Source organism: Methylobacterium aquaticum, assembly GCF_001043915.1.
GTDB classification, from domain to species: Bacteria; Pseudomonadota; Alphaproteobacteria; order Rhizobiales; family Beijerinckiaceae; genus Methylobacterium; species Methylobacterium aquaticum.
The window spans coordinates 21,398-34,575 of record NZ_LABX01000195.1 but is presented as its reverse complement, the minus strand read 5'-3'; the positions used below and the strand labels follow the sequence as shown (position 1 = coordinate 34,575).

Annotated in this window: 10 protein-coding genes and 1 pseudogene; 2 read left to right on the top strand and 9 right to left on the bottom strand. The window is 69.1% G+C overall.

The features are described from left to right. Positions 1–302: 302 nt before the first annotated feature. The 3 genes from VP06_RS23760 to VP06_RS23750 form a co-directional block, all read right to left on the bottom strand. Complete coding sequence (locus tag VP06_RS23760) at positions 303–668, bottom strand: septal ring lytic transglycosylase RlpA family protein (protein WP_048466269.1); 366 nt, start codon at positions 666–668, stop codon at positions 303–305. A gap of 239 nt (positions 669–907) precedes the next feature. Next, positions 908–1,534 (bottom strand): response regulator, encoded by a 627-nt coding sequence (locus VP06_RS23755; RefSeq protein ID WP_048466268.1) that lies wholly within the window; start codon positions 1,532–1,534, stop codon positions 908–910. A gap of 68 nt (positions 1,535–1,602) precedes the next feature. Further along, positions 1,603–2,487 carry a fumarylacetoacetate hydrolase family protein gene (locus VP06_RS23750; protein ID WP_048466267.1) on the bottom strand — a complete coding sequence of 295 codons (885 nt, stop codon included), beginning with the start codon at positions 2,485–2,487 and terminating at the stop codon, positions 1,603–1,605. A gap of 389 nt (positions 2,488–2,876) precedes the next feature. Here VP06_RS23750 and VP06_RS23745 point away from each other — a divergent pair, with 389 nt between their 5' ends. Next, positions 2,877–4,178, top strand: a complete 1,302-nt coding sequence (locus VP06_RS23745; RefSeq protein WP_048466266.1) for an OmpP1/FadL family transporter — start codon at positions 2,877–2,879, stop codon at positions 4,176–4,178. Positions 4,179–4,400: 222 nt separating this feature from the next. On the opposite strand, the pseudogene VP06_RS38245 reads toward VP06_RS23745, so the two are convergent. The 3 genes and pseudogenes from VP06_RS38245 to VP06_RS23735 form a co-directional block, all read right to left on the bottom strand. Next, positions 4,401–4,622: pseudogene (locus tag VP06_RS38245) on the bottom strand (hypothetical protein); the annotation flags it as partial. Positions 4,623–4,685: 63 nt separating this feature from the next. Beyond that, entirely contained in the window at positions 4,686–5,387 is a 702-nt protein-coding gene (locus VP06_RS23740; protein ID WP_048466265.1) for an alpha/beta fold hydrolase, read from the bottom strand. Positions 5,388–5,440: 53 nt separating this feature from the next. Next, the gene (locus VP06_RS23735; protein ID WP_048466264.1) at positions 5,441–6,604 is read right to left on the bottom strand and encodes an acyl-CoA dehydrogenase family protein; all 1,164 of its coding nucleotides are present in this window, start codon (positions 6,602–6,604) and stop codon (positions 5,441–5,443) included. A gap of 247 nt (positions 6,605–6,851) precedes the next feature. On the opposite strand from VP06_RS23735, the gene VP06_RS23730 reads away from it, so the two are divergent. Continuing rightward, complete coding sequence (locus tag VP06_RS23730) at positions 6,852–7,868, top strand: helix-turn-helix domain-containing protein (RefSeq protein ID WP_048466263.1); 1,017 nt, start codon at positions 6,852–6,854, stop codon at positions 7,866–7,868. Between the two features lie 115 nt (positions 7,869–7,983). On the opposite strand, the gene VP06_RS23725 is transcribed toward VP06_RS23730, so the two are convergent. The 3 genes from VP06_RS23725 to VP06_RS23715 all read right to left on the bottom strand — a co-directional run bounded on the left by VP06_RS23725 (position 7,984) and on the right by VP06_RS23715 (position 13,141). Next, positions 7,984–10,083: a carbohydrate porin gene (locus VP06_RS23725; protein ID WP_082167584.1), complete on the bottom strand. Its 2,100-nt coding sequence runs from the start codon at positions 10,081–10,083 to the stop codon at positions 7,984–7,986. A gap of 253 nt (positions 10,084–10,336) precedes the next feature. Then, entirely contained in the window at positions 10,337–11,542 is a 1,206-nt protein-coding gene (locus VP06_RS23720; RefSeq protein ID WP_048466261.1) for a fumarylacetoacetate hydrolase family protein, read from the bottom strand. Between the two features lie 96 nt (positions 11,543–11,638). Continuing rightward, positions 11,639–13,141: a phosphomannomutase/phosphoglucomutase gene (locus tag VP06_RS23715; RefSeq protein WP_048466260.1), complete on the bottom strand. Its 1,503-nt coding sequence runs from the start codon at positions 13,139–13,141 to the stop codon at positions 11,639–11,641. Positions 13,142–13,178: the final 37 nt, after the last annotated feature.

Below are 13,178 nucleotides of genomic sequence, written 5' to 3'. Positions count from 1 at the left end.
CGGGCCGGCAGGCGAGAGCCGGCCCGACGATCCCGGCCGCACGGGCTTGCCTCGGCCGTGCCGACGCTTGTAGCAGCCTGAGGGCTGCGGGCAAGCTTCCGCTATGGAAAACGAGAAGTGGGCCTGAGAGGACGCGGCAATCGGCGCGGCAGCCGCGACCTTCGACTATTGCCAGAACCGGTCGATCCGTCCGGAACCGGCGCACCTTCAAGACGAGGCGGCACCAGACCTGGACGGATCGGCGGCCGTCTCGGGCGAAGACTATGTCCGGACGAGGGAGTCCTGGTGCGATCGGCCGCCGTTCAGAGGCGGCTGAGGCGCACGGCGGCGACGCCCGACAGGCCGATCGCCCGGGCGGAGGCCTGGGACAGGTCGATCACCCTGCCGCCGACATAGGGCCCGCGATCGTTGATGCGGACCACCACCGAACGGCCGTTCGCCGTGTTGGTGACCCGGACCCGGGTGCCGAAAGGGAGGCGGCGGTGAGCCGCCGTGAAAGCGTGCGTGTTGAAGCGCTCGCCGTTCGCAGTGCGCCGGCCCTGAAATCCGGGCCCGTACCAGGAGGCACGGCCGGACTGGGCTTCGGCGGGCGTGCTGGCTTGTATCGTCACTCCGACGGCGCCCGCTGCTGCGAGGCCGATGATCGCCAGCTTTGCCTTCGAAACCATTTCGCATTCCCGTTTTGTTGCTTGACGCGGCGCAACATAAAACGGAAGAAGGCGAGATTATGGAGCAGTCAAATGAAAGATATCCTGGCGTATGCTCGCCAGGGATGATCTCGTGGGTCGGCATGGTTTACAGTGGTTGACTGTTTTGCCAAGGACGATCCGAGTCGCTCGGGGCCGCTCCCCTGCCGTGGTGCGGCCAAGGTTGGACGGCCAAGGTTGGCTGCGCAGGGCCGGGTCGGTCACGGCGCGCGCGTCGCCTCCCGCAGGGCGATGCGGATCAGGTCGGCGAGGGTCCGCGCGCCGAGCTTGCGGCGCAACTGCGTGCAGGCATTGGCGATGGTCTTGTAGCTGAGCCCCAGCTCCTCGGCGATCGCGCCATGCGAGCGGCCGGCGCCGAGGCGCGCCAGGATCTGCCGCTCGCGCGGGGTGAGAGGGGGCGCGGCCGGTGCCTCGCAGCGCAGCCGCGCCACCTCGGCGGCGAGCGAGGGCGCGACATAGGTGCCGCCGTCCCGCACCCGCTCGAAGGCGAGGTGCAGCTCCGACGAGGCGGTGTCCTTCAGCACGTAGCCGGCCGCCCCGCTCTCGAGCGCGCGGGCGGCGATCTCCGGGTCATCGTGCATGCTGAAGACCAGGATGCGGGTGCCCGGCGCCACCGCCCGGATCCGCCGGATCAGCGCCAGGCCGCTCAAGGACGCGCCCTGGAAGGTAAGGTCGGCCACCACGAGGTCGGGGCGGTGGCGTCGGAACCGGCGGTAGCCGGCAGCGATGCCGGTGGCCTCGTGCACGGTCCCGACGCCGGCATCCTCCAGCACCCGGCGGCAGCCTTGCAGCACGATCGGGTGATCGTCGACGACGAGCACGTCCATGATGTCGCCCCTTGCGGCGTCGCGTTGCCGGTGGGGCCCGCGGGTCGATGCCCGCGGGCCGTTCCGCTTCAGTTGGTCGGCAGGCCGGCCGCCACCTTGGCGGTCCAGTCGTCGAAAGCGACGATCGTCTGGCGCTGCTCGCCCAACCCCTCGATGCCCAGGGTGACGACGTCTCCGGCCTTGAGGAAGCGGGCCGGCTTCATCCCGATGCCGACGCCGGGCGGCGTGCCGGTGGTGATGACGTCCCCGGGCTCGAGCAGCATGAAATGCGACAGGTAGGACACGATCTGCCGGCAGTCGAAGATCATCGTGCGGGTCGAGCCGGTCTGCATCCGCTCGCCGTTCACGTCGAGCCACATCCCGAGGTCCTGGACGTCGCCGATCTCGTCCGGGGTGACGAGCCACGGCCCGAGGGGGCCGAAGGTTGGGCAGCCCTTGCCCTTGGTCCAGGTGCCGCCGCGCTCCAACTGGAACTCGCGCTCGGACACGTCGTGGCAGACGCAGTAGCCCGCCACGTAGTCCAGCGCCTCGTTGGCGTGGACATATGAAGCGCGTTTGCCGATCACGATGGCGAGTTCGACCTCCCAGTCGGTCTTGGCCGAGCCCTTCGGCAGGATCACGTCGTCGGTCGGGCCGACGATGCAGGACGGCGCCTTGTTGAACAGGATCGGCTCGGCGGGAATCGCCGCGCCGGTTTCGGCGGCATGGTCGGCATAGTTGAGGCCGATGGCGATGAAGTTGCGCACCTGGCCGATGCAGGGCCCGAGCCGGGTGCCCGCCGGCACCGTGGGCAGGGTGGCGGGATCGATCAGGCGCAACGTCGCCAGGCTGTCGGCGGCGAGCGTCGGGCCGGCGATGTCGCGGATCACCCCCGACAGGTCGCGTATCGCACCGTCCCGGTCGACGAGCCCCGGCTTCTCCGCCCCGCTTTCGCCCCAGCGCACGAGCTTCATTGGTCCTCTCCCGAGCAAGATCCCTGCGGGCCGGGACATTGGCGCCGGTGCCCGTCCGCCGCAAGCCGGCACGCCGCGCCGACCGCTGTGGATCCGTTGCAGTTTCGTCACATCTGTGGCGAAACGGTGCCGAAGCCGCGTGGGCAGACAGTCGAATCTATTCTTATTTCTACCGGATGTTCATCGACCAATATTCTGATTATTATCGTTTTTATTGATAAAGACAGTCATTAGCGCTCGAGCGGCATGATTCGGCAAGGCACGATGACGGAACGGCAGCGCTGCCGCGGCCTTGCCTGCCGGCTGCATGCCGGCGCATCATCATGACCAAGCTGTGGGCGCTCAGAGAAGCCACACGGCACGGACGCTTGGGTGTCGAGGTAAACGTCATGATGGGTTCGAGGAGGGCGGCGCTGCTGGCCGGCGCATCGGTGCTGCTGCTGGCCGGCGCGAGCGGCGCCGCACAGGCGGGGGCGTTCGGCCTGCGCGAGCAGAGCGCGCAGGCGATGGGCCTCGCCTTCGCGGGTGCGGCCTCGGGCTCCGGCGGCCTGTCGTCGATGTTCTGGAACCCGGCCGTCGTCACGATGAAGCCGGGCTGGAACTCCGACTTCAACGCCACCTTGGTGGCGCCCTCCTCCACCATCACGCCGACGACCGGCACCTTCCCGCCGCTGATCGGGCTCGGCGGCTCGGGCGATATCGGCCAGGCCGCGGTGCTGCCGGCGACCTATACGAACTATCAGCTCAACGACCGGCTCTTCATCGGCCTGTCCGGCGCCGCCCCGTTCGGCCTCATCACCAAGCCGAACTCTGTCTGGGCCGGTCAGACCTACAGCCGCTCGTCGAAGATCTTCACCCTGAACTTCAACCCGGTGATCGGCTACAGGGTGAACGACTGGCTGTCGATCGCGGCCGGGCCGGTGCTGGAATACTTCAAGCTGACGCTGCGCCAAGCCACCGGCATCACCCCGCTCGCCCCGACCGCGTTCCTCAAGGGTGACGATTGGGGCTGGGGCTTCACCGCCGGCGTGGTGGCGCGGCTCTCCGAGGGCACCACGGTCGGCGTCGGCTACCGCTCCTCGATCCACCACCAGATCGAGGGCTCGGCCTACGGCATCGGCCAGGTCCGCTCCTCGCTCAACACCCCCGAGAAGGTCTCGGTCGGCCTGACCCAGGCGATCACGCGGGACTTCCGCCTGAACTTCGGCTTCGAGTGGGACAACTGGACCCGGATCGGCTCGCCGGCGATCGTCTCGCTGGCGCTCGGCCGGCCGGTGACGGCCCTGCCGCTGAACTACAAGAACGGATTCTACTACTCGGTCGGTGCCGAGTACGACTTCACCCCGCAATGGACCGGCCGCGTCGGCTTCGCCTACGAGCAGTCGCCGATCGACATTTCGAACCGCTCGACCCGTCTGCCTGACGGCGACCGCTACTTCGCCTCGGTCGGCGCCAGCTACCGCTATAACGAAAAAATCCAGTTCGACGTCTCCTACCAGCACCTGTTCTCGGTCGGCGGCCGCAACCGGATCGCGATCGTGCCGGGCGAGCCGCTCTACACCCCGCCGCTCGCTTTCCTGGGCGTCACCGATTCCAGCGCCGACATCGTCTCGGTCGGCCTGAAGTATCGCTGGGATGCTCCGGCCGCGGCGCCGGCTCCGGTCGCGGTGCCACTGGTGCGCAAGTATTGAGGGACGAGGTGGGGGTTAGCCCTCCCACCATTGACCGCGCCCTTGCCCCTCTCTGCGAGAGCATTTTCTGAGACCAACCGTTGTCCACTTGGTCGGAAAATGCTCTAGGCTTTGGAGAGGAATTGACGATCTGAGCCAGATGGCGATGGCGGCAAGCGTGACGACGCCCATTTATACCAACGGTCGTTGAAAACGACTTCTGGTTCCATTGTCCCTTTGTTGCTAAGCCTTTGTCTTAGTCTCAAAAATTTGAGATGGTTCATCGGCCCGATGCGTCAGCATCTTGGGCCGATGGTATTGGTTGGCCAGCAACTTGTCATAGCGCGTGGCCGCTCGCCGAAACTGCTTCAGCTTGTTGACGAAGCGCTCGATCTGGTCGCGCTCCTTGCACAAATCACGGTCATGCTCACGAGCGACCTTGCGGTTGCGACGCGGCGGGATCACCGCCCTCAAGTGCTGTCGTGTCCTGTGAACGGAACCAAACGCCGTTGTCCGCGACCGGTGGTATCACGCCGCCAGCCACTCCCGCAGCAGCGCGCTCACCGCGTCCGGCCGCTCCAGCGGCGGCAGGTGGCCGCAATCCGGCAGGACGTGCAGGCGCGAGCCGGCGATGCCGTCATGGATCTCGCGGGCCAAAGCCGGTGGCGTGAGCCGGTCGTCCGCCCCCACCGCCACCAGGGTCGGCACCCGGATCGCCGCCAGGGTCGGGCGGCTGTCAGGCCGGTCGAGAATCGCCCGCTGCTGGCGCAGGAAGGCCGCGCCGCCGACCCGCTCGGCCATGGCCTTCACGGCCTCGCCCACCGGCCCATGCACGTGAGAGGCGTGGATAAGCGTCGGCAGGAGCCGCGTGGTGACGCCGGCAAAGCGTCCGACCTTGAGCTGGTCCATGCCCTGGCGCCGCGTCGCGGCGCGCGCCTCGGTCTCCGGAGCGGCCGAGGTGTCGAACAGGGCGACACGGGTCACCCGCTCGGGCGCCTGGCGCAGGATCTCGAAGGCGACGTAGCCGCCCATCGACAGGGCGACCAGGCCGAAATGCGGCGGCGCGACCGCGAGCGCCCGGCGCGCCATTGCGGCGACGCTGTCGTCGAGGGTCAGGTCCGCCACCGCGGCGGCGGCCCGGTCGGCGAGGCCGTCGATCGGCGCGCGCCACAGGACGGCGTCGTTGAGGAGCCCGGGCAGGAACAGGAGCGGCACGAGATCGGTGGTCATGGGCCGCCCCTATGGCCGGGCCGGGCGCCCGGCGCCAGGGGCGGCCATGGCCGTCAATACGAGCGCGGCATCCCCAGCACGTGCTCGGCGATGTAGGACAGGATCAGGTTCGTCGAGATCGGCGCCACCTGGTAGAGCCGGGTCTCGCGGAACTTGCGCTCGACATCGTATTCCTCGGCGAAGCCGAAGCCGCCGAAGGTCTGGATGCAGGCATTGGCCGCCTCGAACGAGGCGTCGGCGGCGAGCATCTTGGCCATGTTGGCCTCCGCCCCCGGATTGGCCCCGGCCTCGTAGAGGCGCAGACCCTCCTGCACCATCAGCTCGGCGGCGCGCATGTTGGCATAGGCTTTGGCGATCGGGAACTGGATGCCCTGGTTCTGGCCGATCGGCCGGCCGAAGACCTGGCGCTCGCGGGCGTAAGCCGAGGCTTTGGCGATGAACCACTTGGCGTCGCCGATGCATTCGGCGGCGATCAGCAGCCGCTCGGCATTCATGCCCGAGAGGATGTAGCGAAACCCTTTGCCCTCCTCGCCGACCAGGTTCTCGGCCGGCACCTCCATGTTGTCGAAGAACACCTCGCAGGAATTGTGGTTCATCATCGTGCGGATCGGCCGGATGGTCAGGCCGCGGCCGAGCACCTTGCGCATGTCGACGATGAAGGTGGAGAGCCCGTCGGTCTTCTTCGCCACCTGGTCGCGGGGGGTGGTGCGGGCGAGAAGCAGCATCAGGTCGGAATGTTCGGCCCGGCTGGTCCAGATTTTCTGGCCGTTGACGATGTATCTGTCGCCTTCGCGCCGCGCGGTGGTGCGGAGCGCCGTGGTGTCGGTGCCGCTCGTCGGCTCGGTGACGCCGAAAGCCTGGAGCCGCAGGCGGCCGGCGGCGATCTCCGGCAGGTAGCGCTCCTTCTGCGCCTGCGTGCCGTGCCGCAGCACCGTGCCCATCGTGTACATCTGAGCGTGGCAGGCCGCGCCATTGCAGCCGGAGCGCTGCACCTCCTCCAGGATCGCGGCGGCGGCCGAGAGCGGCAGGCCGGAGCCGCCATACTCCTCGGGGATCAGCACCGAGAGGTAGCCGGATTCGGTGAGGGCGTTCACGAAGTCGGTCGGGTAGGCGCGGTCAGTGTCGAGCCGGCGCCAGTACTCGTCGGGGAAGCGGGCGCAGAGCTTGGCGACCTCCTCGCGGATCTCAGGGTGCCGGAGGGCGTCGGTCTCGGTCATGCGGGCGTCTCCATCCTGCCGCAGGGCCCCATGCGGCTCGTCGTCGTCGCCGGCAGGCTACACCGGTTGCGGTGGCGGGAGCCATGCCGGGGGTGCCGGGCTGCGGGTCGCCCCGCCGAGGGGAGCCGTCCGCGACCACGGGTGCGATCGACGGGCTTGCCTTCACGCGCGGCATCGCCTGTATGGCCCAAGAGCTTCTCTTGCCGAAGCGGATTCCAGGTTGCGATGCTTCGACCACCGAGGCGCCATGCGTGCGGCTGACCTGTGCTTCGCTCCCGCCGATTTCCTCCGCTTGACGGAGAATGCCGGGCTGACGGGAAATTGGGCCTGGATCTTCGCGTCCGACCGGCAGACTTGGTCGCCCGGCCTGTTCCGCTTGCTCGGCCTCGATCCCGGGCGGACGCTACCCAGCTACGCCCTGCTCGTCGACCTCGTCCATCCCGACGATCGACCCAACCTGGTGAGCGCCGCCGACCTGCGGCAGGGCCTCGCCCTGCCGGCACGCGAGATCCGGATCATGCGGCCGGACGGAACCCTGCGCACACTCACGATTCGCACCGAGCTGCACATGACGCCGGAGGGCCTCCCGCTGGCCGCCGCCGGGCTGGTGTGCGACGTGACCGATTCGGCTGCCCTGCTGCGGCTGCGTCGCGCCGACCAGCGCCGCCAAAGCGCTTGGTTCGAAACGGCTCGCATGCTGTTCATCCCCGTCGGCCTCGATGGCACCTTCCACTTCCCGCTCGAGGCGGCCCGGTTCGCCGGACGTCCGATCGAGGACATCAAAGCCGATCCCTTCGCCGACGTGGTGCCGGAGGAGCGCGCGGCATTCCGCGACAGTATCGCGCGGCGCGACGCCGGCGGCGTGTTCCACGCGGCGCCGCTGCTCCACCATCGGAACCGCGAGCCGGAGCGCTACCGTGTGCTGTCGGTTCCGGTCCACGACGAGAGAGGCCACCTCATCGAGCGCAACGGCCTCGTCTACCCCGCTGCGCTCGTCGATCCGCCGATGGTGCGTCTCGTGCAGGCGGGGCTGGAGCAGGCGGTGGAGGGGCACCACCTGCGCGCCGCCCGGGCACTGCTCGACTGGTCGATGACCCATCTGGCCGAGGCGAGCGGCCTCTCGCTCTCGACGGTGCGGCGCCTTGAGGAGAACGCCGAGGGGCAGGGCGCCCGCTCCCGCCACAAGGCGATCACGGCCCTGCGCGCGGCCGGCATCCGGTTCATCCTGCTGGACGAGGGCGGGCTGGCCGTCGCTCGCGTCTGACCCGGGCATCGGGGGCCGACCGCGGTGACGGCCGGTCGGGGCTTGGCGAAACTTCGAGAACGGAACCAGCGGCCGTTTTCAACGACCGTTGGTATGGATGCGACCGACCACGGGCTCAAAAATCGGCGTGCAGGCGGGTGCCGAAGAAGTTCGCCGGGCCACGGTCGCGGTTATAGGCGGGGTTCACGACCAACTGGTAGTTGAACGACATCGTCACCGCCTTGGTCAGGCTGAGCGCGTAATAGGTCTCGAAGGCGCGCTCGGTGCCGTAGTTAAGCCGCCCGTCGCCGATCAGCAGGCCCAAGCCCCCATTGGCGAAATAGGCCCGGTGCGACGGCGACAGGCCGTTGATCGCCCCGCCGATCCCGACCGTGTCGCTGGGCCGCTCCCAGGCGGTGCCCTTGAGCGACAACCCGCCCGAGACCGAGCGATCGACGTCGGTGAAGGACAGGCTCTCGTTGCGCCCGTCCGAGAAGCTGGCCCGGGCGAACAGGCCGAGATCCGGCGTGAGCGCCTGCTCCAGGTTGATGTAGGCGCCGGTCTTGCGCCGCGGCCGGCGCGTGGCCGAGACGGCGTCGTTGATGTCGTCGAAGACGCCGCTCTGCGCCAGGTCGACCACCTGGCGGTAGTTGGCGGTGTTGCCGACATTGCTGAACAGGCCGATGCGCAGCTTGCCCGGCTGGTCGAGGCCCGGGAGGACGTGGCGCTCCTCGAACTCGATGTTGGTGCCGGCGCGCTCGAACACCCGCGGGTCGAGCACGTCGTTCGACGGTTCCTTCGGCACCTGGGTGTAGGCGGCCCGGATGGCGAAATCCGGCCGGTTGTATTCCACCATCACGCCTTGGGTGAAGCCCGGGAGGTTGGCCGGGAAATCCCAGGCCGAGGAGCCCCAGATCGACCAGTTCATGAAGTCGACCCGGGGGTCGTGGGCATAGACGTTGCCGTCGAAGAAGTCGCCGAGCGCGAACTTGCCGGCCACCACCGTGATCCGCTCGACGTCGCGGGTCATCGCCACCTGGTTGACGCCGTCCGGCACGTCCTCGGTCGCGCCGCCGAGGCCGAAGGTCTGGCGGATGAAGTAGCGGTTGGAGCGCAACTTCGGGAACGGCGCCCCAGCCTTCTGCGCCTCGCCGTTGACGAAGCCGGCGACCCCGAGCGTGCGCGACAGGCCGAACCCTTGGGAGAATTCCGGGTTGTAGTAGAGTTCGGTGCTGTCCGTGAGCTTCACGCCGAGGAACAGGGTCGCCGTCGTGGTGGACTGGACCTGGTTCGGCACCAGGCTGTTCTCGCCGCGATAGGGCGCGCGGAAGCCGGGCACGCCTTGGGTGATGAAGGTGGTCTGGCCGTGGAACGAGTAGCGGCCGGTGTCGCGGCTTCCCGGCGCGTCCTCGGCCACCTCCGCCGGCAGCTTGAGGCTGGTGGGGGACCAGGACAGCCGCGCCATCATCTGGTGCGACGAGAAGGCGGTCTGTGTCGAGACCGGGCCGAGGCCCGGCACGGCGCCGAGGTCGAAGCGGCCGGAGCGGCCGAGATCGACGTAGCGGTAATCGAGGCCGAGGGCGAGATTCGGGGTGATGGCGTATTGCACGCCGGCCCCGAGGGTGAAGCCGAGGAACGACAGGTCCTTGCGCGCCGTCGCGACCGCGCCGCTCGCGAGGTCGGGATAGGTGGCGAGCACCCTTGCATTGGCGCCGGCGAGCCCGAAGGTCGCGTAGACGAGGTAGCTCTCGAACGAGTAGCCGAGTCGGGCCCGGAGCGCGCCGTAGAGATCGGTCTTGCCCCGAATCACGCTGAAGGGCGGATCGATCCCCTCGTAGCCGAAGCCGGGCGCGTTCGACGGGACCGGGCGCTTGAGATTGGCGCCGTAGAGATCGGCCTCCAGGCCGTAGAGATAGGGGCCGGTCTGCCAGTTATAGCCGCCGAACACTCCGCCGATCGCCGTGGTGGCGGTGCGGCCGGTATCCGAGCGCCGGGTCGAATCGCCACTCTGGAAGGCCGGGATCGCCCGGCCCCCGACGGTGCTCGGCCCGAAGGCGTAATTGCCGAACGAGGCGCCGGCGCTGCCCTCGATGCCGAGATAGGGGCCGGACCAATCGGCGTAGGACGGCCCTTCGGATGCAGGAGGAGCGACGGGAGCGCGCAGGTCGGCCGCCGCCGCCATGCTGGCCCAGACCCCCAATGCCACCCCGATCCCTGCTCCGCCCACACGCCGCATCGCTGACCCCCGTCACGTCCGGTCATCAGGTATAGCCATTGCTATATTCCTGGCAACCGGCCACGCTCGCCCGGCACGGGCGTCTACGGTTTCCGTGACAGTATTGTCACGCCGTCTCGGCCTAAGCAGATTTCGCCGAAGTGGTCACCGGTTCGGCGATAAAAAGCTGCGACAAAACAAGAACCTAAGCGGGCGAGGCGTTGGCCTGCCAACGCAAGCCTGCTTAGGCCGGTTGCCCGGGGGCTTTCCTGTCTCACGCGGCGAGGAGCCCGCGGGCCGCGAGGTTGCGCATCAGCGCCGCCACCCCGAAGGTCCAGGGCTCGCAATCCTGGCAATGGCGCATGCGGTTGACGAGGGCGCCGAGAGCCGGGCTGCGGATCACCACCCGGTCGCCGATCTTGTGGGTGAAGCCCTGGCCCGGCGCGCCCCGGTCCTCCACCGGCGCGAACATCGTGCCGAGGAAGAGGACCGCGCCGTCCGGGTATTGGTGGGTCTCGCCCATCATCGCGGCGACGAGGTCGGCCGGATCGCGGCTGATCTCGGAGAGCGGCGAGGTGCCCGACAGCCGAAACCCGTCCTCGCCCGTCACCTCCAGGCTCACCACCGTGCGGCGGACATGGTCGAGGCTGAAGCCGTCGTCGAACAGGCGCAGGAACGGTCCGAGGGCGCAGGAGGCGGCGTTGTCCTTGGCCTTGCCGAGGAGCAGGGCCGAGCGGCCCTCGAAGTCGCGCAGGTTGACATCGTTGCCGAGCGTCGCCCCGACGACGCGCTGGTCGGAGGCGACCACGAGCGCCACCTCGGGCTCCGGGTTGTTCCACTGCGAACCCGGATGCAGGCCCGCCTCCTGGCCGCAGCCGACCGAGGAGAGCGGCTGCGCCTTGGTGAAGATCTCGGCGTCGGGGCCGATGCCGACTTCGAGGTACTGGCTCCAGGCGCCTTGCGCCACCAGCACTGCCTTCAGGGCCATCGCTTCGGGGGAGCCGGGCTTCAGCCGGCGCAGGTCGTCACCGACGAGGCGCCCGACTTCGAGGCGGATCGCCGCCGCGGCGTCCGGGTTGCCCCGCGCCCGCTCCTCGATCACCCGCTCCAGCATCGAGACCGCGAAGGTCACGCCGGCGGCCTTGACCGCCTGGAGGTCGATGGGGGCCAGCAGCCAGGGACGCGACGGATCGCGGGTGTCGGGCGGGGTGTTGGCCAGAACCGCGTCGAGGGATCCGACCGTCTCGCCCTCGGCCTGCCGCAGGGCCGCCGCCGGATCGGGCGTCTCGCACAGGTCGCGCATGGTCGGGAAGGCGCGGGTGATGTCGACGAGGTCCGGCACGCCGCCCGCGCCTGGCCGCACCGCCACGATGCTCGGCCCGTTCAGGTCCGGCCGCCAGATGCGGCCGGCCAGCGCCCCGGCGCAGCCATCCTCCGGCAGGATGGCGCGGGCGTCGAAAGTGTCGAGGATCGGCTGCATGGCGTTGGGTCTCCTCCCGGCCGGCGCCCGTTCGGCGGGCGCGCGGCGCGGGAAGAGACCTATGCCGATCGGGGACGGCGGGGAAGCGCCGGGCCCTCAGATCGTCTGGTTGTAGGCGCCGACTTGGCGGTTCTCCCGCAGCACGCCGTCGACCGCGCGGAACATCTCCTCCAGCCGCGCCCGCGAGATCGGGCTCTCGACCACCACCACCAGTTCCGGCTTGTTCGAGGAGGCCCGCACCAGGCCCCAGGTGCCGTCCGCGGTCGAGACCCGCACCCCGTTCACCGTGACGAGACCGGTGATCGCGGCCCCGCCCAAGGACTCGCCCCGCTCGTGCATTTCCCGGAAGCGCGCCGTCACCCGCTCGACCACGCCGTACTTCTCCTCGTCGGCGCAGTGCGGCGACATGGTCGGCGAGCCGAAGGTGGTGGGGAGCGCGGCGTAGAGCTGCGACAGGCTCTGACTCGGGTTGCGGTCGAGCATCTCGACCACGGCGATCGCCGTGAGAAGCCCGTCGTCGTAGCCGCGCCCGACCGGCGCGTTGAAGAAGAAGTGGCCCGACTTCTCGAACCCGGCCAGCGCCTTCAGCTCGTTGACCCGGCGCTTGATGTAGGAATGTCCGGTCTTCCAGTAATCGGTCTCGACCCCGCGGGCCTTCAGCTCCGGGTCGGAGGCGAAGAGACCCGTCGACTTCACGTCGACGACGAAGCGGGCGTTCGGGTGCTGGAGCGAGAGGTCGCGGGCGAGCATCACCCCGACCTTGTCGGCGAAGATCTCGTGGCCCTGCTCGTCGACCACGCCGCAGCGGTCGCCGTCGCCATCGAAGCCGAGGCCCAGATCGGCGCCGGTCGCCGTCACGGTGTCGGCGATGGCGTGCAGCATCGCCATGTCCTCGGGATTGGGGTTGTAGCGCGGGAAGGTGGCGTCGGCCTCAACGTCGAGCGGCACCACCTCGCAGCCGAGGCGCTCCAGCAGGGCGGGGGCGAAGGCGCCCGCCGTGCCGTTGCCGCAGGCGGCCACCACCTTGAGACGGCGCGTCAGGGGGCGGGCGCGGGAGACGAGGTCGTCGAGATAGACCTGCGCGAAGTCGGGCACGAAGCGGTAGCTGCCGCCGTCGCGATACTGGAAGGCGCCCGAGAGCACGATCTCCTTGAGGCGGCCCATCTCGGCCGGGCCGAAGGTCATCGGGCGCTCGGCGCCCATCTTCACGCCGGTCCAGCCATTGTCGTTATGCGAGGCGGTGACCATGGCCACGCAGGGGCAGTCGAGGGCGAACTGGCCGAAATAGGCCATCGGCGACAGGCAGAGGCCGATATCCTGCACCCGCAGGCCCGCGGCCTGCATGCCGGCGATCAGCGCGAGCTTGATGGACGCCGAGTAGGCGCGGAAATCGTGGCCGGTGACGATGTCGGGGCGCACGCCGAGTTCGTGGACCAGGGTGCCGAGGCCGAGGCCCAGCGCCTGGACGCCCATCAGGTTGAGGTCCTTCGGAAACAGCCAGCGGGCGTCGTACTCGCGAAAGCCGGTCGGTGCGACGAGGGGCAGAGCCTCGAACGCGAAGGTGTTCGGCGTGAGGGTGGCGTGGGGCTTCGGGAACATGAGCGGCTTCTTCTTGGTGAGCGGACCAGGGCGGAAG

Bases quoted from the DNA above. Each gene is read 5' to 3' on its own strand.
- VP06_RS23760 (WP_048466269.1), bottom strand. From the start codon at position 668: ATGGTTTCGAAGGCAAAGCTGGCGATCATCGGCCTCGCAGCAGCGGGC.
- VP06_RS23755 (WP_048466268.1), bottom strand. From the start codon at position 1,534: ATGGACGTGCTCGTCGTCGACGATCACCCGATCGTGCTGCAAGGCTGC.
- VP06_RS23750 (WP_048466267.1), bottom strand. From the start codon at position 2,487: ATGAAGCTCGTGCGCTGGGGCGAAAGCGGGGCGGAGAAGCCGGGGCTC.
- VP06_RS23745 (WP_048466266.1), top strand. From the start codon at position 2,877: ATGATGGGTTCGAGGAGGGCGGCGCTGCTGGCCGGCGCATCGGTGCTG.
- VP06_RS23740 (WP_048466265.1), bottom strand. From the start codon at position 5,387: ATGACCACCGATCTCGTGCCGCTCCTGTTCCTGCCCGGGCTCCTCAAC.
- VP06_RS23735 (WP_048466264.1), bottom strand. From the start codon at position 6,604: ATGACCGAGACCGACGCCCTCCGGCACCCTGAGATCCGCGAGGAGGTC.
- VP06_RS23730 (WP_048466263.1), top strand. From the start codon at position 6,852: ATGCGTGCGGCTGACCTGTGCTTCGCTCCCGCCGATTTCCTCCGCTTG.
- VP06_RS23725 (WP_082167584.1), bottom strand. From the start codon at position 10,083: ATGCGGCGTGTGGGCGGAGCAGGGATCGGGGTGGCATTGGGGGTCTGG.
- VP06_RS23720 (WP_048466261.1), bottom strand. From the start codon at position 11,542: ATGCAGCCGATCCTCGACACTTTCGACGCCCGCGCCATCCTGCCGGAG.
- VP06_RS23715 (WP_048466260.1), bottom strand. From the start codon at position 13,141: ATGTTCCCGAAGCCCCACGCCACCCTCACGCCGAACACCTTCGCGTTC.